At 68.1% G+C, this 25,878-nt stretch carries 18 protein-coding genes and 1 pseudogene; 5 read left to right on the plus strand and 14 right to left on the minus strand.

The genetic code is table 11. The features are described 5' to 3' along the window. Positions 1-5: 5 nt before the first annotated feature. From nth to H5V44_RS05875, 6 genes are all read right to left on the minus strand, one after another. Positions 6-692 carry an endonuclease III gene (gene nth, locus H5V44_RS05850; RefSeq protein ID WP_185192183.1) on the minus strand — a complete coding sequence of 229 codons (687 nt, stop codon included), beginning with the start codon at positions 690-692 and terminating at the stop codon, positions 6-8. A gap of 230 nt (positions 693-922) precedes the next feature. Further along, a complete protein-coding gene (locus H5V44_RS05855; protein ID WP_185192184.1) occupies positions 923-1,153 on the minus strand; it encodes a hypothetical protein in 231 nt (76 codons plus the stop codon). A 202-nt stretch (positions 1,154-1,355) separates the two neighbouring features. Next, the gene (gene rad50, locus H5V44_RS05860; RefSeq protein WP_185192185.1) at positions 1,356-4,055 is read right to left on the minus strand and encodes a DNA double-strand break repair ATPase Rad50; all 2,700 of its coding nucleotides are present in this window, start codon (positions 4,053-4,055) and stop codon (positions 1,356-1,358) included. Then, positions 4,056-5,396, minus strand: coding sequence for a DNA double-strand break repair protein Mre11 (gene mre11 / locus H5V44_RS05865; RefSeq protein WP_185192186.1), 1,341 nt, complete (start codon positions 5,394-5,396; stop codon positions 4,056-4,058). It lies immediately after the preceding gene. Then, positions 5,393-5,845: a hypothetical protein gene (locus H5V44_RS05870; protein WP_185192187.1), complete on the minus strand. Its 453-nt coding sequence runs from the start codon at positions 5,843-5,845 to the stop codon at positions 5,393-5,395. The genes mre11 and H5V44_RS05870 overlap by 4 nt, the downstream gene beginning before the upstream one ends. A gap of 50 nt (positions 5,846-5,895) precedes the next feature. Next, positions 5,896-6,159, minus strand: coding sequence for a winged helix-turn-helix transcriptional regulator (locus H5V44_RS05875; protein WP_185192188.1), 264 nt, complete (start codon positions 6,157-6,159; stop codon positions 5,896-5,898). A gap of 159 nt (positions 6,160-6,318) precedes the next feature. Here H5V44_RS05875 and pan1 point away from each other — a divergent pair, with 159 nt between their 5' ends. Further along, positions 6,319-7,536 carry a proteasome-activating nucleotidase Pan1 gene (gene pan1, locus H5V44_RS05880; RefSeq protein ID WP_185192189.1) on the plus strand — a complete coding sequence of 406 codons (1,218 nt, stop codon included), beginning with the start codon at positions 6,319-6,321 and terminating at the stop codon, positions 7,534-7,536. A gap of 10 nt (positions 7,537-7,546) precedes the next feature. Here pan1 and H5V44_RS05885 read toward each other — a convergent pair whose 3' ends face one another. The 3 genes from H5V44_RS05885 to H5V44_RS05895 are packed head-to-tail and all read right to left on the minus strand — an operon-like array spanning position 7,547 to position 8,690. Next, a complete protein-coding gene (locus H5V44_RS05885) occupies positions 7,547-7,984 on the minus strand; it encodes a DUF7346 family protein (protein ID WP_185192190.1) in 438 nt (145 codons plus the stop codon). A 45-nt stretch (positions 7,985-8,029) separates the two neighbouring features. Then, positions 8,030-8,446, minus strand: a complete 417-nt coding sequence (locus H5V44_RS05890; protein WP_185192191.1) for a DUF7322 domain-containing protein — start codon at positions 8,444-8,446, stop codon at positions 8,030-8,032. Positions 8,447-8,501: 55 nt separating this feature from the next. After that, positions 8,502-8,690 carry a DUF7331 family protein gene (locus H5V44_RS05895; protein WP_185192192.1) on the minus strand — a complete coding sequence of 63 codons (189 nt, stop codon included), beginning with the start codon at positions 8,688-8,690 and terminating at the stop codon, positions 8,502-8,504. Positions 8,691-8,861: 171 nt separating this feature from the next. Between H5V44_RS05895 and H5V44_RS05900 the strand changes: the two are divergent. The 4 genes and pseudogenes from H5V44_RS05900 to sufD all read left to right on the plus strand — a co-directional run. Next, positions 8,862-15,095: pseudogene (locus H5V44_RS05900) on the plus strand (DNA polymerase domain-containing protein); the annotation flags it as partial. Positions 15,096-15,593: 498 nt separating this feature from the next. Then, positions 15,594-16,523 (plus strand): ABC transporter ATP-binding protein, encoded by a 930-nt coding sequence (locus H5V44_RS05905; protein WP_185192194.1) that lies wholly within the window; start codon positions 15,594-15,596, stop codon positions 16,521-16,523. A gap of 52 nt (positions 16,524-16,575) precedes the next feature. Next, entirely contained in the window at positions 16,576-18,003 is a 1,428-nt protein-coding gene (gene sufB, locus H5V44_RS05910) for a Fe-S cluster assembly protein SufB (protein WP_185192195.1), read from the plus strand. A 1-nt stretch (position 18,004) separates the two neighbouring features. Further along, positions 18,005-19,219 (plus strand): Fe-S cluster assembly protein SufD, encoded by a 1,215-nt coding sequence (gene sufD / locus H5V44_RS05915; protein WP_185192196.1) that lies wholly within the window; start codon positions 18,005-18,007, stop codon positions 19,217-19,219. Between the two features lie 45 nt (positions 19,220-19,264). Here sufD and H5V44_RS05920 read toward each other — a convergent pair whose 3' ends face one another. From H5V44_RS05920 to H5V44_RS05940, 5 genes are all read right to left on the minus strand, one after another. Further along, positions 19,265-22,321, minus strand: coding sequence for a DUF7286 family protein (locus H5V44_RS05920; RefSeq protein ID WP_185192197.1), 3,057 nt, complete (start codon positions 22,319-22,321; stop codon positions 19,265-19,267). Next, positions 22,321-23,217 carry a DUF7284 family protein gene (locus H5V44_RS05925; protein WP_221625629.1) on the minus strand — a complete coding sequence of 299 codons (897 nt, stop codon included), beginning with the start codon at positions 23,215-23,217 and terminating at the stop codon, positions 22,321-22,323. Before H5V44_RS05925 ends, H5V44_RS05920 begins: the two co-directional genes overlap by 1 nt. After that, the gene (locus H5V44_RS05930; RefSeq protein ID WP_185192199.1) at positions 23,214-23,624 is read right to left on the minus strand and encodes a DUF7285 family protein; all 411 of its coding nucleotides are present in this window, start codon (positions 23,622-23,624) and stop codon (positions 23,214-23,216) included. The genes H5V44_RS05925 and H5V44_RS05930 overlap by 4 nt, the downstream gene beginning before the upstream one ends. Then, positions 23,602-24,081, minus strand: a complete 480-nt coding sequence (locus H5V44_RS05935; RefSeq protein ID WP_185192200.1) for a DUF7283 family protein — start codon at positions 24,079-24,081, stop codon at positions 23,602-23,604. The genes H5V44_RS05930 and H5V44_RS05935 overlap by 23 nt, the downstream gene beginning before the upstream one ends. Positions 24,082-24,147: 66 nt before the next feature. Further along, positions 24,148-25,854, minus strand: a complete 1,707-nt coding sequence (locus H5V44_RS05940) for a type II secretion system protein (protein ID WP_185192677.1) — start codon at positions 25,852-25,854, stop codon at positions 24,148-24,150. Between the last annotated feature and the right edge of the window lie 24 nt (positions 25,855-25,878).

The following is a 25,878-nucleotide window of genomic DNA, read 5'->3' on the forward strand; positions in this document are numbered from 1 at the left end:
GGACCTCACTCCCAGGGGTCGCCGGAGGCGAGGTCGACGTCGCTGTCGAGCTTCGAGGAGGGACAGATGTCCTCGAGGACGCACGCCTCGCAGTCGGGGGTGCGGGCGGTACAGACCTCGCGGCCGTGGCTGATGAACAGGTGGGTCGACTGCTGCCAGTCGGACTCGGGGAACAGCGCCATCAGCTCCGGTTCGATCGCCTCGGGGCGCTCCTCGTCGGTGAGCCCGAGCCGCCGGGAGAGCCGCTGGACGTGCGTGTCCACTACGACCCCTTCGACGACGTCGTGGCCGTGCTGGAGCACCACGTTTGCGGTCTTCCGCCCGACGCCTTTCAGGTCGGTCAACGCCGCCATCGTGTCGGGGACTTCCCCGCCGTGCTTTTCGACCAGGGTCTCCCCGATCGACTTCAGGTAGCCCGCCTTGTTGTTGTGGAAGGTGATCCCGTAGATGTCGTCGGCGAGGTCGGACTCCTCGGCGGCGGCGTAGTCGGCGGCCGTCTCGTACTTCTGGAACAGCTCTTCGGTCACAGCGTTGACGCGCTCGTCGGTGCACTGCGCCGACAGCACCACCGCAACCAGGAGTTCGAGCCGGTTCGAGAACCGAAGCGAGATGGTCGTGTCCGGATACTCGTCGTACAGCCGGTCGAGAACCGCCTCGGCCTGCCCCTCGCGGGTCTGAAGCGCCGTGCCCATACTCGACCGTCGATCCCGGCGGTGTTGATACTGTTGGCTATAACTACGTGAAGATTTTCGACACCCCGGGGTGTCGAAATCCGTCACGGGACGATAGCCGACAGTATGAGCCCACCGGCCGAACAGGTGGTTCCCGGCACGCGACCGGCCGTCCGCGCGCCGGGGTCACACACGGACCGGTCGAGACCGGTTCCTCGTCGGCCTCCCGAGACAGAGTCGGCCCCACGGGTTCAAGGGTCCAGTCCGTATTCCTCCGGGTCGTATCCGTCGAGTACGACCACAGACAGAAGCAACGTTCCGCACACGACGACCGAGACGTAGAACATATCCAGTCGGAGCGGCCCAACGGTGCGAAGGCTGGTGCCGGGCTCGGAGAACGCGAGCGTCATCGCCAACCCGCAGAGCCCGATCGTCGGGAGCCGGTAGTGGTGGAGCTTCGTCACCACCCGAAGCAGGTTCATTCTACGCCCTGTGGTAGCTGCTGGTTGTACAAGACCCCGACGCCCGGGTATGCACTCCTGGCAGCGGCCCCCCGTCCCTGTGAGTCCGTCCGGTGGGTTCTACCACCCCGGCTCTCGGGTCGTACGGCACGCGGTGACGGGTCCGGTCGTCGACGACTGGCAACTGACTACGTAATCCGTCACGCGACGATAGCCGACAGTATCAGTCGTCGGCCCCGAGTTCCGCCGCGGCGAGGGCGGCGTCCTCGTGGCGCCGGACCGACGACCGGTTCGTGGTGGGGTCCTTCTCGACGGTCACCAGGTCGTCGGCGGCTGCAACGAGCTCGTCGTCGTGGCTCACGATCAGGATCTGGGCCACGCCGAGGCTCCGCATCTCCTCGACGAGGTCCACCAGCCGGGAGACGTGCCCCGAATCGAGAAACACCGTGGGCTCGTCGAGGATCAGCGGCGGCATCGGCGCCGACCCCTCGATCCCCTCCGCCAGCAGCCGGTAGATGGCACACCGCAGCGAGAGGTTGAACAGCGCGCGCTCGCCGCCCGACAGTTGCCCGGGCTCCAGCGCCGTTCCGTCCTTCTGGAAGACTGTCAGCTCGTATTCGTCGTCAAGCCGGATCCGGGCGTACGCGTCGTTGCCGTACACCAGCTCGAAGGTCTCGTTGAGCATCCGTTCGAGCGTCTCGACGTTTCGCTTGCGGAGCTCCGCGCGGAGGTCGGTGTACGCCGATTCCAGCGTCGCGATCTCGTCGTGGAGCGATTCGAGGTCCGCGACGCGGGCCGCCACCGCCTCCCTGTCCGTACGGAGGTCCTCGAGGTTCGAGAGTTCGCCTTTCACGCTGCCGATCTCGCTTTGGATCTCGTCGCGTCGCTCCCGGAGTTCGTCCAGCTTTTCCGCGACGCGTTCGAGGTACGACTCGGCTTCCTGCCTGTTTGCTTCGGCCTCCTGGATCCGCGATTCGTCGATCGCGTCGGCGAGTTCCCGCCGGCGCTCCCGTTTCTCCGCGAGGAACTCCCGGCGCTCGTCGTTGCGCTCCGACAGCTCCGCCCGGCGCTCCCGCAGCCGGTCGATCCGGGCCTCGATCTCGTCGCGCTCGGTGCGGAGTTCGGCGATCCGGTCGAGCCGCTCTGCGGCCTCGGCGACGGTCTCAAGATCCGCCTCCAGCGATTCGACCCGCTTTGCGGCCTCGGCGGCGGCCTCGGACTGGGTCTCCGCCGCCTCCCGTTTCTCTTCGGCCTCGGCCTCGTAGTCGGCAGCGTCCTCCCGGAGGGATTCAGCCTCTGCGCGGCGCTCGCGGGCGGCCTCCTCCGCGTCCGCGACCCGCTCTTCGACCAGGGAGCGCTGCTCCCGCAGGCTCTCGATCCGTGATTCGGCGTCCGCAAGCTCCTCGGCAACCTCCAGCCGGTCGGTCAGCTCCTCGCGCCGCTCCCGCGCCTCCTGCACCTCGGATTCGAGCTCCGCGACCCGCTCTTCGTGGTCGTCGATGGCGGCGACGTGCGGGGAGCCCTCCACCGGCTGGCCGCACTCCGGACAGTTCCCCTCGGCGCGGAGTTCCCGCGCCTCCTCGAGCCGTTCGCGCGCGGACTCCAGTTCCGTCCGCGCTTCCGTGACCGCCTCCTTCGCATCGTCGAGGTCGGCCTGGATCGACTCCCGGTACGTGGCGGCCTCGCCGACGTCGACCGGGGCGTCGTCGAACCGCCCGCGGAGCGACTCGATCTCGCCGTCGATACGGTCCATCTCCTCGCCGTGCTCGGCCGCCCGGTCGTCGGCGTCGTCGGCCGACGCCTCGGCGTCGTCGGCCCGTTCCCGGGCCTCCTCCGCGCGGGACTGTAGCTCGTCGGCCCGCTCGTCGAGGTTCTCAGCCTGGTTCGACAGCATCGTCCGTCGCTCTCTGGCGTCCTGAAGATCCTCGCGGATCGACGCCTCCGCGGCGTCGAGCTCTTCGCAGCGCTCGTCGATCGCGTCGCTGTTTAGGTCGGCGGCGCCGGTCGCGTCGATCTCGGCCCCGTCGAGCGCGGCCGACAGCTCGGATTCGAGCTTCTCGACCCGGTCTCGGGTCTCGACGATCTCGGATTTGAGTTCCTCGCGGGTGGACTCGTCGGCCTCGATGGCCGCCTCCAGCTCCGCGATGTCGTCGTCCAGCTCCGACAGTTCCGCCTTCCGATCCTCGTAGGTCGACAGCACCTCCTCGGCGTCGGCGAGCGTCTCCTCTGCGCGGTCGCGGTTCCCCTCGAACCGCTCGATCTCGTCGTCGACCTCCGCGAGTTCGGTTTCGAGTTCGTTCAACCGGGCGTGGAGGTCGGCCGACTCCTTCGCCTCGATCTGGGCGTCGAGCTTCGAGAGCGCGCCACGCTGCTCGGAGAGCACGTCTTCGACCCCCAGCCGGGCCTGTCCGGCCCGTTCGCGGTACTCCTCTAACTTCCCCAACTGGAGCAGGTCGTCGATCGTGTCCTGTCGCTGTGTGGGGGTGGCGTTGATCAGCTTGTTGACCTCTCCCTGACGGACGTACGCGCAGTTGACGAACGCCTCGGCGTCCATCCGGAGCCGTTCGGTCACGAACGCCCGCACGTCGCGCGCGCCATCGACCGCGACGTCCGGGCCGTCGAGGGTGCAGGTCGTCGTCGAGATCCGGTCGCCCGAGCGCCGGAGTTCGCGGGTGATCTCGTAGGCGTCGCCGTCGTGGACGAACCGGAGCGTCACCTCGGCCCCGTCGGCGCCGGAGGTCACGACCTCGTCGAGCGTGTCGTCGAGCGCACGGGCGCCGTACAGCGCGAAGAAACAGGCTTCGAGCAGCGACGACTTGCCGCTGCCGTTCAGGCCGTGGATGACCGTCACGCCGTCCCGGAGTTCGAGGTCCGCGTCGGCGTAGGGCTTGAAATTTCGAAGCTGGAGCCGTTCGAACCGCATTCAGAGGTCCTCCAGCGTGACCTGCGTGTCGGTCGTGCGGTCCGACTCCCCGCCGGGATCGGCGCCGTCGTCGTCGCTCCCGGTCGCCGGCTCCTCCGCTATGGCGGTAGTGTCGTCGCTGTCGCCGCCGTCGTCGTTCTCGTCGCCGTCCGTTTCGCTCTCCTCGGCGTCGTCGCCCGCTCCGGAATCCGCGACGTCGTCGCCACCTCCCGGAGGATCCTCACCGTCCGTCGAGACCCTGAACGCTGTCCTGTCGCCGTCGAGTCGGTCCGCCACGCGCGACTCCACCGCCGCCCGGACGTTCGAGTCGGGGGTCTCCCCCGAGCGGATGGTCTCGTCGACGTCGAGTGCGGCCTCGGAGAGCCCCAACTCGCGGACCCGCTCGGCGACGGCGTCGTCGGGGTCGGCGAAGGAGACGTCGATGTCGGCGTCGGCCTCGCGGTCCCGGCGGTCGGTGACCCGCGCCACCAGAGCCCCCCGCTCGGTCAGTGACTCCTCGATCGCGGCGGGCGCCACCGACTCCCCCTCGCCGGTGATCTCGACCACCGCGACCGCGTCGGTCACGTCGTGTTGTCGGAGCTGTTCGTGGACCCGCTCGGCGCCTTCGCCCGCCGACAGAGACACCGACACGAAGACGAACCGCCGGGTGTCGAGGGTCCGCCGCCGGACGTCGACCTCGTCGTCGAACGTCACGAGGTTGTAGCCGCGAGGGGTCTCCTCGGCGGCGCTGGCCCGCTCGGTCGACCCGCAGTAGGTCACCCAGGTGTCGTCGACCGTCTCGGTTCCGGGCTCGTGGTTGTCGCCCAACAGGACGGCGTCGAAGTCGACAGTCGATTCCGCGAGGACGGTCTCGGTCTCCCAGTCGGCGTGTGCGAAGGGGGTGAACAGCCCGTGAGCCACCAGGGCGGCGAAGTCGGCGTCGTGGGGCGCGAAGTCGTAGTCCAGCTCCGCCCGCCGCGACTTCGGCACGTGATCGAGGCCGTAGAACGCCGTCGTGCCGACGCTCCGGGGCTCCGAGCCGAGGCGTTCGGCGAGTCCGAGGTCCTCGAAGAGGTCGAGCCACTGGCCGCTTCTGGTCGACTCGTGGTTGCCGACGACCGCGAGAAACGGGATCCCGGCCGTCCGGAGCCGGCGGAGGAGCCGGATCGTCGCCAGGAGCTCCCGCAGTTCCGGCCGGCGGTCGTGGAACAGATCCCCCGCGTGGATCACGGCGTCGACGTCGGCGTCGACTGCGTCGTCGACCACCTGCTCGAAGGCGTCCCGGAAGTCCGCCTGGCGTGTCTGGGAGTGGTACTGTGCGTACCCGAGGTGGGTGTCGCCGGTGTGGATCACCCGTGTCATCTGTCCGGACGTTGCGCGGTGTCTCCTAAAACCGTTCCGCGACCGGAGCGGAAGCGGTCGTCGCGGGCCGGCGGGCCGGCCGCGCGGTCTGCGTCACCCGCCGGTTCCGTGCTTGCGCCCCCACTCAGCGCGTCGGCGAGGCGCCGGAGCGAGTTCCGAGCGATCCGCCCGCGGGAAGCCACGTCGTCGTCGCCGCGACGGGCAGCCGCCGCGATAGCCCGGTCGAGGTCCGGGAGACGCCCGCCCGACAGAAACGACGCGGCGTCGCGAGCGCAACGAACCGCGCGCTCGGCGTCTTCGACGACGGATTCCGGGGGAACGGACCCGACCTCGGGAGCCGTTGAACCGGCAGTCGGCTCGCGGGAGGGCGCGGACCCGTCCGCGAGCGACCGGAGCGACCGGCGGACGGCTTCGGGTCGTGGCGGCGTGCCGGACGATCGATCGGTCACACGGGACCTGGCGGCGCGATGGGGTTTGAACCCTCGGACGGCGGCCGCGATCAGACGTTTAGCGTGTACAGTCGCTTACGGGCGTCAGTGAAGGAAAACCGGGAGTTCACCACGTCCGCGTCCTCGAGCCGGGTGAGCGCGTAGCGCACCGTCCGGGGCGGCAACAGCGTCTCCTCGGCGAGTTGGCTCTGGGTCAGCGTGTCGTTGTAGTCGAGGACCTTCGCTACGAGCTTCGCGCTCGGCGGCATCTCCCGCACCTGATCCCATCGATCGGCCGACTCCTCGTCTCGGGCGAGTGGTTCGGTGGCACTCATTCGTGTTTCGCCCTTGTGGATGTGGGGTGATAATATTTACTGTATCAAACAATTACTGATATGCATATAACGGCCGTCGAAACGGGAGATGCCGTACCGATCGCCCGGGGCGTTTCGTCCACCCGAAGCCTCTTATGAAGCCGCAGCCTACGTCTTGTGATGACTGACACCGTTGACGACGTCGAGCTCCCGTACGACGAGGAGGCGGCGTCGCAGCAGGAGAAGATCGAGGCGTTGCGGGAACGCCTCGACGTTCTCGAGTCCCAAAACGAGGAGATGCGGGACAAGCTACTCGACGCGAACGCGGAGAACAACAAGTACCAGCAGAAGCTCGAGCGGCTCACCCACGAGAACAAGAAACTGAAGCAGTCGCCGCTGTTCGTCGCCACCGTCCAGGAGATCAACGACGACGGCGTCGTGATCAAACAGCACGGCAACAACCAGGAGGCGCTCACCGAGGTGACCGAGGACATGCGGGCGGAGCTGGAACCCGACTCCCGGGTCGCGGTCAACAACTCGCTGTCCATCGTCAAGCGCCTCGACGACGAGACGGACGTCCGGGCCCGCGTGATGCAGGTCGACCACAGCCCCGAGGTCACCTACGGGGACATCGGCGGGCTCGACGAGCAGATGCAGGAGGTCCGCGAGACCGTCGAGATGCCGCTGGAATCCCCCGAGATGTTCGAGCAGGTCGGGATCCAGCCGCCCTCGGGCGTGCTGCTGTACGGCCCGCCAGGGACGGGGAAAACGATGCTGGCGAAGGCGGTCGCAAACGAGACCGACGCGACGTTCATCAAGATGGCGGGCTCGGAGCTGGTTCACAAGTTCATCGGCGAGGGCGCGAAGCTGGTGCGTGACCTCTTCGAGGTCGCCCGCGAGAACGAGCCGGCGGTGCTTTTCATCGACGAGATCGACGCCATCGCCTCCAAGCGGACGGACTCGAAGACCTCCGGCGACGCCGAGGTCCAGCGGACGATGATGCAACTCCTCTCGGAGATGGACGGCTTCGACGAGCGCGGCGAGGTCCGGATCATCGCCGCCACGAACCGGTTCGATATGCTCGACGAGGCGATCCTCCGCCCCGGCCGCTTCGACCGGCTCATCGAGGTGCCCAAGCCCGGCCGCGAGGGGCGCTCGCTCATCTTCGAGATCCACACCCGCGACATGAACGTCGGGGACGATGTCGACTTCGAGCGGCTCGCGGATATGGCCGACGACGCCTCCGGCGCGGACATCAAGGCGATCTGCACCGAGGCGGGGATGTTCGCGATCCGCGACAACCGCACGGAGATCGCGATGGCGGACTTCGTCGAGGCCTGGGAGAAGATCCAGGCCGACGCGATCACCGACGGCGAACCGAGCCGCGCGTTCGCCTGATCGCGGTTCCTTACTCCTCGTCGCCGCCGACCGTCCGTAGCGACGCCACCGCCTCCCGCGCCGTGTCGGTCGCGTCGTACCCCCGCTCGCCGCTAACCGCCGTCTCGACCGCGAGGTCGGCGGCGCGGAACTCCGTCAGAAGCCCGTGGAGGTCCGACTCACACAGGTCCGTGGACGCGAGCAGGTCGACGGCCGCGAGCGGCCCGCGGTCGACGAGATCGAGTAAAAGTCCGAGCGAGCGGTCGTCGTGGACTGCGGCCACGACCCGGCGGACGGGGGCGGGGACGGCGGCCGCCCGGACCGAGAGCGGCGTCTCCGACTCGAAGGTCAGCGCGTCGTTGGGGCGGTACTCCTCCTCGCCGGTGTCGGGGTCGCGGATCCGGCTCGACTCCGCGGAGCGCTTCACGAGCAGATACCGGTCCCCGGCGGCGTCGCGGACGGTTTGCATACCTCAACCCAGGGCCGAAGTCGGCTTATCGGTTGCGCCGGCGGCTCACCCGGATCCGTCGTCGGCCCCCTCGGCGCCGGTGTCGGGGTCGCTGCCGCGTTCCGCTTCCCCGGCCTCGTTGCTCTCGCCGACGTGCTCCCGGTATCGCCGGTAGACGTCGTAGGTCCGATAGAGCGCCAGCAACCCGACAGCGACCGCGATCGCGCCGACCGTTACCCGGCCACGAAAGCCGACGAGCAGCAACCCGACGGCGACCCCCCCGAGCGCAACGTTGGCGTAGATCACGGAGACCCAGAAGAACTTCGCGACCTCGCCGTCGACCTCGATGCCCGCCCCCTCCGCGTCGGGGTCGCCGTCCTCTACGCTCGGGATCGATACGAGGTCGTCCTCGGGGGAGTCCCAGCGGGCCTCCGGATCCGGCTCGTCGGGTTCGTCCGGCCACTCGTCGAACCTCGAAGGCACACTCGACGTACGACCGGCGGTTGGAAAAGCAGTTCGCTCCGGCACTCCCGGCGTTTCAGCACCGTTCGGCGAGCGAGACGCTGCCAGAGGCTTCGACCCACGCCAGCGGGTTCTGGGGGTCGTAGAACACGATCCCGCCGTCTACCTCGTAGGACTCGACCGCTGTGAGCCCGCTCGCTTCCCCCACTCGCGTGGGCGTGGCTGGCGACCGATCCGTCCGTCCGGAGTTTTCAGGGTCGACCATCGTACTCCTTGGTAGCACGTACCATAGTATATGTCTTGTGACCGAGTCGGTTCTCGCCGGGCGGCCCGAAACCGCACCACGGCACGGGGATAATCTCGGGTTCGCTGCGGTACCGGCCAGGTCGATCGGGGTAATGCCGAAGCTTTTACTCGGGAGCGTCGAAGGGTCGGTATGGAACAGGCAGGGCTCACCGACGGCTGGGGCGACGGCGACGACGGCGACGACGCCCGGCCGGACGCTGAGGCGGTCGCCGTCGCGGGCAACGGCGGCGGCCACGTCTCGGAGGTCGTCGACGCCGAGGACATCCGGTTTCCCGACGCCGACGGCACGGTCGAACTGATGGTGACGCAGGTGAACTACTCGATCGAGGGCAGCGGCAACCGGGAGTACCCCGTGGTTCACGTCTTCGGCCGCACGGCCGAGAACGAGCCCGAACACGTCCGGGTCCTCGGGTTCGAGCCGTACTTTTACGCCCCCACGGAGACTCTCGACGACGACGCCCTCGACCGCGACGTCATCACGCGGACCGAGGACAGCTTCGAGAGCATCCGCGGCGACGACCTCACCAAGATCTGTACGCGCACCCCGCGCGACGTCGGCGCGATCCGCGACGACTTCGACCACTACGAGGCGGACATCCTCTTTCCCAACCGGCTGCTCATCGACAAGGACATCAAAAGCGGGATCCGCGTCCCAACCCGCCGGCTCGACGACGACTCGATCCAGATCCCCCACGACGAGATCGAACCGGTCGACGTCGAGGCCGACCTCCGCGTGAACACCTTCGACATCGAGGTCGACGACCGCTCGGGGTTCCCCGAGGACGGCGAGGAGCCGGTCGTCTGCCTGACGAGCCACGACTCCTACCGCGACGAGTACGTCGCGTGGCTCTACGACGCCCCGGAGACCGCAGCGGGGGTAGAGAGCCCGGCCGACCTCCCCGACTACGAGCCCTTCCGCGAGGGCACCGAGGTCGACGTCCGGACCTTCGACCGCGAGGAGGCGATGCTCGACGCGTTCGTTTCGTACGTCGAGGAAACCGACCCGGACCTCTTCACGGGCTGGAACTGTCTCCCCGCGGACGCGCAGGTCCAGATGGCGGACGGGTCGACAGAGGAGATCCGAGCCGTAGAGATCGGTGACGAGGTCGTCGGATCGGAAGCGCAGCACTCGACCGTCGCGACGGTGACGAACAAGTGGGAAAGCGAGCGCGAGATCTACGAGTTCACCCTCGCCGACGGGACCACGCTTCGGTCGTCCGGCGATCACCGCGTGATGGTCGGCGACGACGAGGACGTCGACTGGACGGAGGGAAGCGAAATCGAGCCCGGGGAGTACGTCCTCAAACCACGAAAGCTTCCGGTCGAAGATCCGACCGTGCCGGAGCTCCGTGACCTGATACCGCTCGATAATCAGCGGTTCGCCGACGAGCGGATGGTCGAACAGTTCAAGTCGAACCTGCCTTATGGGGCAATCACGGAGTTAGAGTCCGACTTTGACGTACAGAAGACTGCGCTGTGGCAGTCAGACACCAGCATCTGGACCCCGAGCCGGTGCCGGCTGGCAGCGAACAGATATGACGTCCCGATTCCGGACGGCGGAAAGCAGTACCGTCGTACCGGCCGCTATCTCGACAGAGAACTCGACGAGGAGGAGCTTTATCTAGCCGGACTCGTCCTCACAGACGGAACGATGTCGACGGACGACGGGGTCCGGTTCTACAATACGGAGCGGGAACTACACGATCAGTTCCCCGGGGAAAACGAGTTACAGCCCGATGGGACCGGATGTTACGCTCAGAACGTGCTCAACTACGCTCTGATGTACGCTTTCAACGGTCTTGGTATTCCCTTCGGCGACAAGAACGATAGCTCGGTCGACCTGTCGCCGGTCTACGAGATGTCCGTACCGTACATCGCACAGTTCCTCGCGGGCGCAATCGACGGTGACGGGAGCGTCTCCTCGTCCGTAACGCTCGCCGCTGAGAACCGTACCATCGGGGAGTGGTACGTGAAACTGCTCAGGCGTCTCGGGATCTACGCCACCCAGCGCGGCAACGTTGTCCGGGTGGCTAACGCGAAGCGTGACATCGAACGGTTGAAAACGATCGTCCGTCCCCGTATGAACCATCCCGAGAAGGTCGACGCGCTCGAAGCCTTCGACGCCGGAGAGAGCGGACGGACCGAAAACATTCCGTATGCGCTCTTCGAAGCCGACGACCCCGAAACCAGGCGCATCGGGAGGGACAAACACCGGCGGGATATCAATCTGAAACGGCACGAGACTGACTCCGAGGAGTGGACGGAGTACGTCTTCGTCGAAGTTTCGGATGTCGCCGTCACGGGGGTCGAAACGACGTACGATATCGAGACGACGACCCACAATTTCGTCGCTGACGGGTGTTTAGTACACAACTGCGAGGACTTCGACATACCGTACCTCCTCGACCGGATGGAGGTACTCGACCCCGCCGCCGACCAGAACCTCTCGGTCGAGCGGTTCTCGCGGATCAACGAGGTGTGGCGCAGCGGGTGGGGCGGCCCCGACGTGAAGGGCCGGGTCGTGTTCGACCTCCTGTATGCGTACAAGCGCACCCAGTTCACCGAACTCGAATCCTACCGGCTCGACGCCGTGGGCGAACTCGAACTCGACGCCGGGAAGGAGCGGTACACGGGCGACATCGGCGACCTCTGGGAACAGGAGCCCGAGCGCCTGCTCGAGTACAACGTCCGCGACGTGGAGCTCTGCGTCGAGATCGACCGGAAACAGGACATCATCGCGTTCTGGGACGAGGTCCGAACCTTCGTCGGCTGCAAGCTGGAGGACGCGCCCACCCCGGGCGACACCGTCGACCAGTACATCCTCCACGAGGCCCACGGCCGCTTTGCGCTGCCGTCGAAGGGCAAAGCCGACGCCGAGGAGTATGAGGGCGGCGCGGTGTTCGACCCGATCACGGGGGTCAAGGAGAACGTAACTGTTCTGGATCTGAAATCTTTGTATCCTATGGCGATGACGACGATCAACGCATCCCCGGAGACCAAGGTCGACCCCGAGACCCACGACGGCGACACCTTCGAGGCGCCCAACGGGACCCACTTCCGGCGGGAGCCGGACGGGATCATCCGCGAGATGATCGACACCCTCCTCTCCGAACGGGAGGAGAAGAAGTCGCTGCGGAACGACCACGCGCCCGACACCCAACCCTACGAGCAGTACGACCGCCAGCAGCAAGCTGTCAAGGTTATTATGAACTGCTTCGCGCCGGACACCGAGGTGCTTACGCCCGAGGGCGTGCGGAACATCCGCGACCTCGACGTCGGCGACGAGGTCTTCTCGATCGATCCCGACACGTTGCGGCTGGAGACGAAGCCGGTCGAGGAGACGCACGAGTACCCGGACTACCGCGGCGACCTCGTCGACATCCAGACGAGCAAGACCGACTTCCGGGTGACGCCGAACCACCGAATGCTGGTCCGGAAGAACTCGAAGAACGGCGCGACCTGGGACGACTACCGGTTCGTCGAGGCCGGCGACCTCGACGAGTACTCCCACTACGAACTCCCGCACGGCTGGTCGGCCGAGCACGGGGACCCGATCGACGAGGTGGACCTCACCGAGCATCTCGACGGCGACTACGAAGTGTGGGTCCGGCCCGCCGTCCACGGCCACACGTTCACCGCGGAACTCGGGTGGACGCCGCGGCGCGTCCCGAAGGCCGACCGCGGGGAGACCGGCTACGTGTTCACCGCCGAGGAGTTCGAGGCCCATCGCGAGTACATCGAGTCGGTCTGTGAGGCGAGTTTCGTCCACCGGGAGTCGGGCCGGAAGTGGGTCCCACGAACGTACGACGGTGACGATTTCCTCGAACTGCTGGCGTGGTACGTCACCGAGGGGAACGTATACACGTCCGAAGAAAAGCAGTTCGGCGAGAACCACCGGGGGTCGTCTACGACCATCAAGATCGCACAGAATGCAGTTGCCGACGGCGGAGAGACGGCGCGAGACGATCACGCGCGAATTGGTGAACTGCTCAATCGGATGGGCTTCGACTGCTACGTCGACGACCGAGCCTATCAGTTCACCTCAAAGCTCCTCGGCGACCTCCTCGAACGCCTCTGCGGCGAGGACAGTTTCGAGAAGCGAATCCCCGACCTCGTTTTCGACGCTGCCGAGGAGCAGAAGCGGGACTTCTTGAACGTCCTCGTCGCGGGCGACGGTGACCGTCAGGTGGAGTCGTGGCGGTACACCACGTCGAGCGAACGGCTTCGCGACGACGTGCTCCGGTTGTGTATCCACCTCGGCGAAACGGCGAGTTACAACCACGACAGTGGCTCCTGGCGTATCTACTGCACCGAGGGAGCGAAGAGCTCGTTCCGGATGCACCGCAGCGGCGAACGGAGCACCGCCGACGACGGCGTCTACTGCGTGACCGTCGCGGACAACAACACCCTGCTCGCGGGCCGAAACGGGAAATTCCAGTTTGTCGGACAGTCGCTGTACGGCGTTTTGGGGTGGGATCGGTTCCGGCTATACGACAAGGAGATGGGCGCTGCGGTCACTGCGACCGGTCGCGAGGTGATCGAGCACACCGCCGACGCTGCCGCCGAACTTGGCAGAGAGGTTATCTACGGTGACAGCGTTACCGGTGACCGTCCAGTAGTCGTCCGCAATCCGGAGGGCCGGATGCGGATCATTCCGATCGAGGAGCTGTTCGAGCGGGCAGCCGACACCCGATCCGCGGAGTTCGTGACGGCCGATGGGGCACCAAGCGGTGCCGCAGGTCTGCCGAAGGAGCGGCGGACCGCTAACGGCTGGGAGGCCCTTTCGCTGAGTGATGCGGGCAACGCCGAGTGGCAGCCAATCGAGCAGGTCATCCGCCACGAGACGGACTCGGACGTCGTCAAACTCCAGCACAAGGTCGGGGAATCGACGACGACACGGGATCACTCCTACGTCGTTGAGGACGGACCGGACTTCGTGGAGGCGACCCCAGCCGAGGTCGATGAACCCCTTCGGATTCCGGAGGTACCCCGCGTTGATCCCGTTGAGACGATTGATGTCTACGACGTGCTCCACGGGTACGAACGGGAGTACGAGGACGGGCGTGGCACGGGCGGAACCACAGTCAAGACGAAACGTGTACACGCCAACGACACGTACGTCTGGTTCGGCCACGAACACTACGACGAACTCGACTCGACGGTCAAAGTACAGCGATACATTGATATCGACAGCGAAGCGGGGCGCGCGCTTGCCCGCCTCCTCGGGGCGTACGTTCCGGAGGGAAGCGCCTCGACCGTCGAAACCACCAGCTCGAGGTTCGGTGCGAGCATCGCCGAGTCCCGGCGGGGGTGGCTCGAACAGCTTCAAGACGACTACCATCGCCTGTTCGAGAACACGACGGCGAGCATCATCGCCAGCGACACCCGGGAGCGGCGTACAGTCGAGTATACCACAGAGGACGGGGACGGCTCGGTCGAGTACGACGACGGGACGCTCAAGCTCCAGATGATGAACGAGCTTGCGGCGGTCTTCTTGAAGCGTTTCGCAGGCCAGACGTCGAGAGGTAAGCGGATCCCGTCGTTCGTGTATCATCTCCCGGAGGCGAAACAGCAGTTGTTCCTCGACACTCTCGTCGACGGCGACGGTTCGCGGAAGTTTCCGCGGTATTCCGACGAGTACTCGGAACGGAACTTCGACTTCGAGACGGCGAGTCGCGAACTCGCCGCCGGACTCTCGATGCTACTCACCCAGCGCGACACGAAGCACTCGCTGAAATACCGTGCGGAGAAGGGAACCTACACGGTTCGAACCGTCGATTCGTACGGCAGCGGTCGGGATCCGACCCTGACAGAGGTCGACCACGACGGATACGTCTACGACCTCAGCGTCGCGGAGAACGAGAACTTCGTCGACGGCGTCGGCGGTGTCGTCCTCCACAACACCGACTCGGTGATGCTCGAACTCGGCGACGACGTCTCGAAGGAGGAGGCCATCGAGCAGTCCTTCGAGCTGGAGGAGTACATCAACGACTCCTACGACGAGTTCGCGTTGCAGGAGCTGGATGCGGCCACCCACCGGTTCCAGATCGAGTTCGAGAAGCTCTATCGGCGGTTCTTCCAGGCGGGCAAAAAGAAGCGCTACGCCGGTCACATCGTCTGGAAGGAGGGCAAAGACGTCGACGACATCGACATCACGGGCTTCGAGTACAAACGCTCCGACATCGCACAGATCACGAAGGAGGTCCAGAAGCGCGTGATCGAGATGATCGTCCGCGGGGAGGACACCGACGACATCGCCGACTACCTCAACGGGATCATCGAGGACTTCGAGACCGGTGAGGTCCCGGTCGAGGAGATCGGCATCCCCGGCGGGATCGGCAAGCGGCTCGACGCCTACGACACCGACACCGCGCAGGTCCGCGGCGCGAAGTACGCAAACGAGTTTCTGGGCACGAACTTCGGCCGGGGGTCGAAGCCCAAGCGGCTCTACCTCCGGAAGGTCCACCCCTCGTGGTTCCGGGAGATGGAGGAGCAAGGGTACGACCCCCAGCGCGACCCGCTGTACAGCGAGTTCAAGCGCGACCCCGACGTGATCTGTATCGAGTACGACGACCAGCTGCCCGACGCCTTCGAGGTCGACTGGGACAAGATGCTCGAGAAGACGCTGAAGGGGCCGATCGAGCGGATCATCGAGGCGCTGGGGATGTCGTGGGACGAGGTGAAGTCCGGCCAGGAACAGACCGGTCTCGGGAGTTTCACGTAGTCGACACCGGCGCCGTCTCGACGCGTTGCTTCAGAAACTACAAAATAAATTTTCGATACGGAAAACTCTGGACTGGCGAATGCGTAACCATTATGGGTGGCTCGGCCTATACTCCACTCACGAGGAACCACCATCACAATGGCCACACTTGAGATCAACAACCTCCACGCGAGCGTAGCGGAGGACGGCGGCGAACAGATTCTTCGTGGTGTCGACCTGGAGGTCAACTCCGGGGAGATCCACGCCCTGATGGGCCCCAACGGGTCCGGGAAGTCCACGACTGCGAAGGTCATCGCCGGCCACCCCGCCTACGAGGTCACCGACGGGGAGATCCTGCTGCACCTCGAGGACGGCGACTTCGGCGAGGACTTCGAGATCCCCGCGGACAAGCGCACCTGGGACCTGCTCGATCTGGAACCCAACGAGCGGGCGGCGCTGGGGATCTTCCTCGGCTTCCAGTACCCCGCGGAGATCGAGGGCGTCACGATGACGAACTTCCTCCGGACCGCGCTCAACGCCAAACTCGATGAGCGCGAGGAGCTCTTCGAGGACGAGAAAGAGGAGACAGAAGCCGACGCCGACGAGGACATCGAGGAGGCGGCCGGCTACGACTCCTCCCCGATGGAGGGCGCCGCCGACGAGGGCGAGATCGGCGTCGCGGAGTTCCAGCAGCTCCTGAAGGAGAAGATGGAGCAGCTGGATATGGACGAGAAGTTCATGCAGCGGTACCTCAACGCCGGCTTCTCCGGCGGCGAGAAGAAGCAGAACGAGGTGCTGCAGGCGGCGCTGTTGGAGCCGTCGATCGCGGTGCTCGACGAGATCGACTCCGGGCTGGACATCGACCGGCTCCAGGACGTCTCCAACGGGATCAACGCCCTCCGCGACGAGCAGGGGAGTGGGGTCCTCCAGATCACCCACTACCAGCGGATCCTCGACTACGTCGAACCCGACCACGTCCACGTGATGCTCGACGGCAAGATCGCAAAGAGCGGCGACGCGTCGCTCGCACAGGACCTCGAGGACGAGGGGTACGACTGGGTCCGCGAGGAAGCCTACGAGGCGGCGTAACTACAATAAGTTACGCACAGACATATAAGAAACAAGGATTAACAACATACGTATGAGCTCAAACGAAGAACTCCAGAACACGAACACCGAGGAACGCTTCGACTTCAAGAAGGAAGAGAAGTCGGCGTTCCAGACCGAGAAGGGCCTGACCGAGGAAACCGTCCGCGTCATCTCCGAGGACAAGGGCGAACCCGAGTGGATGCTGAAGCGGCGCCTCCGCGCGCTGGAGCAGTTCCAGGAGATGCCGATGCCGACCGACTGGCCCGGCCAGCCCGACCTCTCGGAGGTCGACGTCGCCGAGATCGTCCCGTACATCCGACCCGACGTCGATGTCCGTGCGGGCGTCGACGACTGGACGGAACTCCCCGACGAGATCAAGGACACCTTCGACAAACTGGGGATCCCGGAGGCCGAGAAGAACGCGCTCTCGGGCGTCGGCGCCCAATACGAGTCCGAGGTCGTCTATCAGAATATGCAGGAGCGCTGGGAGGAGAAAGGCGTCATCTTCTGCAATATGGACGAGGCCGTCCGAGAGCACGAGGAGATCGTCAAGGAACACTTCATGACGAAGTGCGTCCCCCCGAGCGACAACAAGTTCGCCGCGCTCCACGGCGCGGTGTGGTCCGGCGGGTCGTTCGTCTACGTCCCCGAGGACGTGACCGTCGAGATGCCGGTCCAGGCGTACTTCCGGATGAACTCCGAGGGGATGGGCCAGTTCGAGCACACCCTCATCGTCGCCGAGGACGGCGCGGAGGTCCACTACATCGAGGGCTGTTCGGCCCCGAAGTACTCCGCGTTCAACCTCCACTGCGGCGGCGTCGAGGTCTTTGTCGGCGAGGACGCCCACGTCCAGTACTCCACGGTCCAGAACTGGTCGAAGAACACCTACAACCTCAACACCAAGCGCGCGCTGTGTGAGGCCGACGGCCGGATGGAGTGGATCTCCGGCTCGATGGGGTCGAAGGCGACGATGCTGTACCCCTCGACGGTCCTGAAAGGTCCGCGCGCCTCCGACAACCACATCACCATCGCCTTCGCGGGCGAGGGCCAGAACATCGACACCGGCGCGAAGGTCTACCACAACGCCCCCGAGACGAAGTCGACTATCGAGTCGAAGTCGATCTCGAAGGACGGCGGCCGCACCAACTACCGCGGCCTGGTCCACATCGCCGACGGCGCGGAGAACTCCTCGACGTCGGTGGAGTGTGACGCCCTGATGTTCGACAACGAGTCGACGTCGGACACGATGCCGTACATGGAGATCAACGAGTCGAAGGTCGACGTGGCCCACGAGGCGACGGTCGGGAAGATCGGCGACGAGGACGTCTTCTACCTCCAGTCGCGCGGCCTCGACGACGACGACGCAAAGCAGATGATCGTCTCGGGCTTCATCGAGCCGATCACCGAGGAACTGCCGATCGAGTACGCGGTCGAACTCAACCGGTTGGTCGAACTCGAGATGGAGGGGAGCCTCGGGTAGTATGAGCGGGACACAACTGCCGGCGAACCTCTCGACCGAGATGGTCCGGGAGATCTCCGAGCGCCGCGAGGAACCCGAGTGGCTGCTCGAGGCTCGCCTCGACGCCCTCGAGGCGCTCGACGACCTCGAGCTCCCGGACGTCATCAAGACCCCGGGCCGCCGGTGGACGAATCTCGAAGCGCTCGATTTCGGCTCGCTGGTCGACCCGCTGAACCAGGCCGACGAGACCGAACGCACGAGCGACGAGGGCGTCGAAGTCCTCACGTTCGCCGAGGCGATCGAGGCCCACCCCGACCTCGTCGAGTCCTCGTTCGGTTCGACGATCGACCCCACCGAGAACTACCTCACGGCGCTGTCGGCGGCGCTTTTCACGACCGGCACGGTCGTCTACGTCCCCGAGGGCGTCGACGCCGAGGACGTGACCGTCCGCGCGGAGATGAACTCCCGGTCGCTGTTCAGCCACACCCTGGTGATCGCCGAGAAGTCGTCGTCGGTCACGATCCTCGAGAGCATCGAGTCTGGTGGATCCACTGACGCCGAGTCGCGGTACTTCTCGAACCTCGTAGAGATCGACGCGGGCGAGAACGCCTACGTCCAGTACGGGTCGCTGCAGAACCTCGCGGAGGACACCTACCACTACGCGCTCAAGCGCGCCGACGTCGGCACCTACGGGACGGTCAACTGGATCGAGGGTAACCTCGGCTCCCGACTCACCCGCAGCGACGTCGAGTCAGAACTCGAGGGCGACTCCGCGGAGACGAAGATCGTCGGCGCCTTCTTCGGCCACGCGGACCAGCACTTCGACGTCAACGCCCGCGTGTGGCACCACGGTGAGAACACGACCGCCGACCTCGTCACCCGCGGCGTCCTCGACGACGAGGCCCGCTCGGTGTACGAGGGCGTCCAGGACGTCGGTCGCGACGCCTGGAACACCTCCTCCTACCAGCGGGAGAACACGCTGATGCTCTCCGACGAGAGTGAGGCCGACGCCTCGCCGAAGCTGATCATCCACAACCACGACACGGAGGCGTCGCACTCCGCGACGGTCGGGCAGGTCGACCAGGAGGACCTGTTCTATATGATCTCCCGGTCGATCGGTCGGACGCAGGCGCGGAACATGCTCGTGGAGGGCTTCTTCGTTCCCGTCTTAGACGAGATCGCGGTCGACGAGTTCCGGGAGGACCTCCGGGAACTCATCGCCGCGCGGCTCCGGTAAGCCGCGGGCCAGTTCGCGTCTCCTTTTCCGATCCCGCCGACTGAGCTACTCGCGCGGACACTCCCCGGTCGGCGTCAGACAGCGTGGTCCCGGCTCGGGATCACTCCACGCGACCGACCGCTCGTCGGCGTTCCCGTCGGTGTCGCCGACGCCGAGCCCGCCGGACGGCACGGCCACGACCGCCACCGTGCGTACGCTGAACTCGATCCGCTCGTTTCTGCCGATCGGCTCCGCGACGTTGTCGCCGTCGACGTCGAGTGCGACTTGCCGTCCGTCGCGGACGTAGGTCGTCGATCCGGACTCGGTGGACACCGCGAACCGCCCGTAGGCGCCACGTGACTCGATCACCCAGACGTTGACCGTCGCGACCCACGGACTGAACGTCGGCGAGATCGGGAGCCCGGCCGGAACCCCGCCGACCTTACCCCCGGTCCCCCGCCGGATGGCCTTCCCGGTGGCCGTCTCCGCAACCTTGTTCGCCTCCCGCTCGATGAGCTCGCGTCTCGTCGAGACCGCGTCCTCGACGGCGCCCTCGGAGACCCGAACCCGCTCGGCGGTAACGATTCGGCGGAGGTCGACCCGGAGCGCGGTCCGTAGCCGGTCCTCCGTAACCCCGTCGCCGGCGTCGCCGGCCGACAGCCGCGAGGCCGCCACGGCGGCCGTCGCCCGCGCCAGCGACCCGTTCGTGGCGGCGAGCGCGCGCTCCCCGGGACCGCCCCACCGACCGAACGCGCGGTCGACGACGTCGCGCCGTTCCGCGTCCGCGAGTGCGGTCTCACGGGCAAGCGTCTTCATCGCCGTCCGTCTGACCGCCCGCATCGAGCGTTCCACCTTCGGTTCGAGCGCGTCGCGCCGGCTTCGGAGCGTCGGGTCGGGATGGGCGGCGAGCGTCCGGTCGGCCGCGACGAGCGCCCCGCCGGCGGCGTGCAGCGAGACGCGGCCGGGGTCGCCGAGCAGCGTCCGGGTGACGAGATCAGCGGCGTCGCCGTACGGCACCGCGAAGACGTTCAGGTTCCTGACCGCGAGGCCGACGTACTGCTCGTCGTCGGCGATCCCGTCGACGACCTCCCCCCCGACCGGTCCCGGCGCGAGGTACGCCGGGTCGCCGTCGGGAACCAGCACCGTCTCCCCGCGGACCCCCGAGTCGGTTCCGGTAGCGTCGCGGGGTGCTGGCGGTTCGGGCGTGAGATCAGCGAGCGCGTTCGCACGGTCGGGGGCGATCCCCGCCGTATCGAGCGCTTGGCCGATGCCGTCGTTCCGCCGGTCGGTCCGCTCGGCGCGGGCCTCGAGACGGGCGAGCACCCGATCGACGTAGGCCGCACGGGCGGCGACCCTGGTTCGATCTGCGACCCCGTCGTACTCCCGAGGCGCATCGACGAGTTCCGCCCGCCGGTGGCGGACGGCGGCGGCCAGCCTGGCTGCGCCGTTGTCGCCGGCCGTGGCGGCGTCGCTGGCGGCGACCGTCACCGAGACGTTCCGAACCCGCTCGCGGAGGGTCGCGAGGTCCCGGTAGAGCCACGGTTCGAGGTCGTCCGGGCGGTCGCCGGTCACCGGGGCCGAGGCGCTCGTCGCCCCGCCAGTCACCGCGTTCCGTGCGATCCCGTCTGCGCCGCCGAGGTCGGCGAGGAGCCGCCGGCTCACGGCGTTCGCGTCCCGGAGGTTCGGACCGGCGAGCCTGCCGCCGTGCTCGAAGACCGGCCGGACCGAGCGGGCGGGCGCGCGACTGCCGTCGAGCCGCGCGGTTGCGGTCACGCGAACCCGGTAGACGTCGCGCCACGAGGCGGCGGTCGTCCGCGTGCTGACGTTGGGCTTGACCCAGGTACGCTCGACTGTGTGGCGCTCGACGACACGGCGGGTGGCCCGGTAGAGCAGCCGCTGGCCCGTGCCGATGCGGTCGAGCGGGCGGACGCTCCCGCCCCCGATCACGGAGACGTCAGTCGAGACGGACGCGTACGCCAGCGCCCAGTTCTCGCCCGGGGGATCCGGGCCCGGCCGGTGTTCGCGTCTGACGGTCCGGCGATCGGCGCCGACCGACACGGTCGCGCCGTACCCGCCCCGACGGATCGATTCGAGACGCTCCCCGTCTTCGCCGCGGAGCAGCGACAGGAACGCCGCGTCGGCGGTCCCGTTCACCCCGACCGACACCGTCCGCGTGGCCGGCAGCGCGTCACCTGATTCGCCGTCCGCCGTCCGTTCTGCCGCGTTCGGGTCCGGGAGCTGGCCCGTCGCCGCGGAAACGACCCGCGAGTCGGCGTGTGGTGACAGCAGGTCTGTCATCCCGGTCCGCAGCGTCGCAGCGCGCACCCCCGCGGCCGCATCGGGATCGGTGCGGCCGAACGCCGCCCGCTGTGCGTCGAGCAGCCCTGCGTTCGTCGAGAGCGCGACGTGACGGTTGGCGACGACGTTCGAGATCGGCAGCCCGGCGTACTGTCCGAGGCCACGGGCCTGCGCTACGGCGGCGAGTCCGACCGTCATCCGCCGCGCGAGGCCGGGCGACTCGAGCGGGTCGGCGTTCAGCCGCTGTTGGAACGCGACCGTCCGGTCGTGGAGCGCCAGCACCGGGACCGCGACGGTCACGGTCCGGTTCAGACGCCGGGTATCGACGACGCGGCCGTCGCGCTCGACGCGGAGGACGAGCCCCCGGACCGTCGCGCGGAGTTCGGTCCCCCTGTCGACGGCCGACACCGACACGCGGTCTATGGCCGCGGCGGTGGTGTCGACCGACTCCCCCAGCGAGACGCGAGCGACGGCGTCGCCGCGGCGATGGTCGACCGGTTCGACCGCATCCCGAGCCGCAAGGAAGATCCGGAGCCGGAGATACCGGCGGAAGGTGTTCGACCCCGCGAGCGCGCTCCCCGGGCCCTCCTCGGCGGCGACGGTAACCGGAGCGCGTGCGGCTGCGCGGGCGGCCTCCCGGACGGCGGTGCGAAGCGCGGCGGTCGCCCCGGCATCGACCCGTTCCGCTGCGGCGTCAGCGGAGGCATCGACCGGCGAGGGGCCGCGCGTCGACAGCGACGCCGCGAACGTCGCGCTCCCGACGAGCAACAGCACGCCGATCAGGGCAAACGGAACCCGCGCGCGGTCGTCCTCGGCGAGACGCATCACGCGCCCCCCGCGGCCCAGGTTCTGACGACGATCCGAACCGACGACACCGAGACCGCGTCCGCTGCCCGGCTCGGGCTATCGTACTCCGCTCTGAGCGCCGCCGTCATCCGCGTGGCAAGCGCGTCGGTGAGCCGTGCGTTCGCCGCGTCGGTATCCTCGGTCGCGAGCGGTCCCGAGACCGACGCGTTCGTCGCCCTCGCGAGCCGGGTGTAGCGGTGTGCAAGGAGCGACGCCTCCGGATCGTCGCCGCGGAGCGTGACCCGCGCGGCGTCCTGCGGCACCAGTATCTCCACGGTCCGTGCGGCCACGGCGTGCCCGAGCGTCTCGAACGCCACCGTCGCTTCGACGGGGACAGGTTCGACCCCCGTCGGGATCGTGAGGGTCGCAGCGTGGACGCCGTCGCCCGGAGGCTCCGGGCCGACTCCGACGCGCCCACCGACCGGTGCGTCGGGGTAGGGCCGCCACACGGCGTCGATCCTGACTCTCGCCCCCACCCGGGCTCGGACCGCGTCGCGCACGGCGCGTCGGAACCCCGCCCAGGTCCGCGTGAGCGGCTCCCGCTCGGGCTGCCCGGACTCCCCGTCGGCGACCACGCCGCTCGACGCCGTCGCGGCCCGCGCGAGCAGCCCAGCGAGGCTGCCGTGCGTCGTCCGATGGAGTTCGGGGTTCCCGGCCCGAATCCGGCGCTCGGTCCCTCCAGCCGACCGGTTCAGCTCGCGTACCCCGGAGACGAGCGAGTAGTTCACCGTCGCCGTCGTCGCTGCGACCGCGTCGGCGGTAGCGTCGGCGCGGTCCGGTTCCGGTTCGGGCGTCGTCGTCCCGCCGGTCACAACCACGCCGACGGCTGCCGAGATCAGGAGCAGGGCGACGACCGCGTCGATCGCGGCGTTCATCGCCACACCCAAACCCGGAGGCGTCCCCAGCTCACACTTCCGTCCGCGGTTGACACCGCCACTGGCCGGACAGCGGTGTCGACGCCGGCGGTTCCAGAGGGCGGCCGAATCCCGTTGGTCCACCGCCCGTCGTCGATGGTGACCGCCACCGCGAGCCGGTAGCCGTCGGGGGCCACGCGTTCGGCCCGGGACAGCCCGACCGGCGACACCACGGCCCCCTCGCTCACGGCGTCGTAGACGCGCTCCAGCGTCGGTTCCGCCAGCGCGTTCCCCGTCCCGGTCGGCGTCACGTCGACCAGCGTCGTCGCGTACAGCGAGACGCCGGCACAGACCGCAAACAGGGCGACCAAGGCGACGATCGGCGTCGTCTGCCCGCGGCCCCCCTCACGCGTCGACGAGAACGACATTGACGCCCTCCCAGGTGACCCGGCGGACGATCAGTGTGCGATCGACGGGGCGCCACGACGCGTCGGCGGCATCGGCCCGCGCGTGGACGACCGACTGGCGGAACTCCTCGGGCGATCCGAAGGCCCGTTCCGGCGGGGTCCCGTACAGTACGTCCCGCAGCGACGACTCGTCCGCAGGGACGGGCGTGACCGGACCGAAGGACAGCGTCGCGTGGGCTGTGCCGGCGTCCGACCGGAGCCCGATCCGGCGCGTCCCGAGTTTGATCTCGGCCGCGTCCAGCGGATGCTCCGCCGTCGCGGTGTACTCGGCGGCGGCGACGCGGTCAATCGTTGCGCCGGCAGCGCCGGCATCGGGCGGCGGTGCCGTGGGCAGCCCCGCCGCCGCGCCGAAGAGCGCGACGCCCGCCATCGACAGCCCGAGCCACCCGTACCACGCTTCCATAGCGAAGTCGAACACGGGGTGAGTGGTCCCGGCATCCGGTATAAACCCTCGCGACGCCGACGGGGCGTTCCGGACGTCCGTTCAGAAGAGCATCGACGCAGCCAGGAACGCGACCAGGTAGGTCGGGGTCGCCGACAACAGCGCCAGTCCGACCCGGTACCCGACCAGCGCCCGGTCGAGCCCGCGGTCGAGGCCGACCGCGACGGCGGTGAGGATCGCCGCCAACGCGAGCACGTAGACGCCGACGGCGACGCCGAGCGTCGATGGCGGGAGGACCGCGCCACCCGGGGCCGCCCCGGCGATCGACCCGCCGCCCGAGAGCGTCGTCTCCGAGGCGGCCATCTGTGTCGCCATCGCCACGGTCGCGCCGCCGACGAGCGGGGCGAACACCGCGGCCGTGTGCCGTAGCGTCCCCGTTATCGCGGCGAGTTCCCGGCGCGCTTCGGCCTCGACGCGGCGGAGTTCCGTGAGGTGGTCAGCCAGCGTGACGAGCGTGGCGCCGGCCGGCCGCCCCTGTGCGGCCGCGACCGCGAGAAGCGAGGCCGTCGCCCGCGTCCGTGGGCTCGGAACGTCCGCGAGCGCGCCGCGTTCGCCGAGGAACGCCCGCCGGACGCCGACCCGGAGCCGACGCTGGACGCCCGCGGCCGTCGCGAACAGGTGGCTGGTCCGTCCCGTCGTGGCGTCGGCGGCCGACTCGATTGCGGTCTCGACGGACTCCCCGGCGGCGACCCGCCGTCCGACTACCGCAGTCGCGTCGTCGATCCCTGATTCGATCGCACGGACGTCGGCGCGGACCCGAGCCATCGGGCGATAGTGAGCTGTGAGCCCGGCTCCGACGCCGAGTCCGACCGCTGCAACGGGAATGGCCCACGACGCGACGACCGCCCCGACGGCACCGCCGCCGACGAGTCCGGCACCCCCGGCGAGGAGCCCCCGAAACGTCCCGGACGGTACGTCCGGGTGGTCGGACCGGACCCGCGCCGGCGGCAGCGCGATCGGGCGCCGGAGGAGGAGCCACGCGCCCGCGCCGAGCAGCCCGACGGGGAGGACGATGTCGTATAGCGTCACGAACGCCGCCGACGGAACCGAGACGCCGCCGGCGCGGGCCGCGGGCACGACGCCGACGAGCGCGAGCGGCAGGAGCACGCCGAACGCGTAGATCCCGCTCGCGGGGGCGCGAACCTCGCCCGCGAAGGCGGCCATCTCGTCGCGGGCACCGTCGAGTACTGTCTCCAGCGCGCGGTCGAGAGCGCGGTCCCGTTCGTCGGGCGGCGCGTCCACGGCGGCTTCGAGCAGCGACACCGACCGATCCAACGCGGGGAACCACGACCGCCACTCGTCGGCGAACCCCCCGAGTCCGGTCGCCGACTCCCCGCGCGTCCGGTCGGCGTGGGCCGCGAGGCTCCGGGCCAACGGCCCCGACCCCGTCCGCGCCGCGAAGGTCGCCGCCCGCTCCGGCGTCGCCGCCAGCCTGAGTCGGAGCGCCGCCCGCGCGACGAGCCCCGGGGCGTCGCCGAGCGCGCGGGTCCGGCGGAGCGTCGCCGCAGCCACAGGAAGCCGGTGGCACGTGTGTGTCGCTCCGAGCCCGATCCCGACGCCGGCGGGGACTGCCGCCGGGAGTGGGACTCCGACGGCGACGAGCGCGACCAGACACGCGATCGCCGTCGGCGCCGCGACGACGTATCCGGCACGAACCACGATGTCGGCTCCGAGGTCGCTGTCGAGGAACGCGAGCGCCCGGCGGAGTTCCGGCGTGGGCTCGACGTCGCCCGGATACCACCCCGCCATCCTGCGGGCGCCCGCCCGGACCCG

This window comes from Halobellus ruber (assembly GCF_014212355.1).
GTDB classification, from domain to species: domain Archaea; phylum Halobacteriota; class Halobacteria; order Halobacteriales; family Haloferacaceae; genus Haloquadratum; species Haloquadratum rubrum.

Bases quoted from the DNA above. Each gene is read 5' to 3' on its own strand.
- H5V44_RS05875 (WP_185192188.1), bottom strand. From the start codon at position 6,159: ATGAGTGCCACCGAACCACTCGCCCGAGACGAGGAGTCGGCCGATCGA.
- H5V44_RS05905 (WP_185192194.1), top strand. From the start codon at position 15,594: ATGGCCACACTTGAGATCAACAACCTCCACGCGAGCGTAGCGGAGGAC.
- H5V44_RS05925 (WP_221625629.1), bottom strand. From the start codon at position 23,217: ATGAACGCCGCGATCGACGCGGTCGTCGCCCTGCTCCTGATCTCGGCA.
- H5V44_RS05920 (WP_185192197.1), bottom strand. From the start codon at position 22,321: ATGCGTCTCGCCGAGGACGACCGCGCGCGGGTTCCGTTTGCCCTGATC.
- H5V44_RS05930 (WP_185192199.1), bottom strand. From the start codon at position 23,624: ATGTCGTTCTCGTCGACGCGTGAGGGGGGCCGCGGGCAGACGACGCCG.
- rad50 (WP_185192185.1), bottom strand. From the start codon at position 4,055: ATGCGGTTCGAACGGCTCCAGCTTCGAAATTTCAAGCCCTACGCCGAC.
- pan1 (WP_185192189.1), top strand. From the start codon at position 6,319: ATGACTGACACCGTTGACGACGTCGAGCTCCCGTACGACGAGGAGGCG.
- nth (WP_185192183.1), bottom strand. From the start codon at position 692: ATGGGCACGGCGCTTCAGACCCGCGAGGGGCAGGCCGAGGCGGTTCTC.
- H5V44_RS05885 (WP_185192190.1), bottom strand. From the start codon at position 7,984: ATGCAAACCGTCCGCGACGCCGCCGGGGACCGGTATCTGCTCGTGAAG.
- H5V44_RS05895 (WP_185192192.1), bottom strand. From the start codon at position 8,690: ATGGTCGACCCTGAAAACTCCGGACGGACGGATCGGTCGCCAGCCACG.
- H5V44_RS05855 (WP_185192184.1), bottom strand. From the start codon at position 1,153: ATGAACCTGCTTCGGGTGGTGACGAAGCTCCACCACTACCGGCTCCCG.
- sufB (WP_185192195.1), top strand. From the start codon at position 16,576: ATGAGCTCAAACGAAGAACTCCAGAACACGAACACCGAGGAACGCTTC.
- mre11 (WP_185192186.1), bottom strand. From the start codon at position 5,396: ATGACACGGGTGATCCACACCGGCGACACCCACCTCGGGTACGCACAG.
- H5V44_RS05940 (WP_185192677.1), bottom strand. From the start codon at position 25,854: ATGGCGGGGTGGTATCCGGGCGACGTCGAGCCCACGCCGGAACTCCGC.
- sufD (WP_185192196.1), top strand. From the start codon at position 18,005: ATGAGCGGGACACAACTGCCGGCGAACCTCTCGACCGAGATGGTCCGG.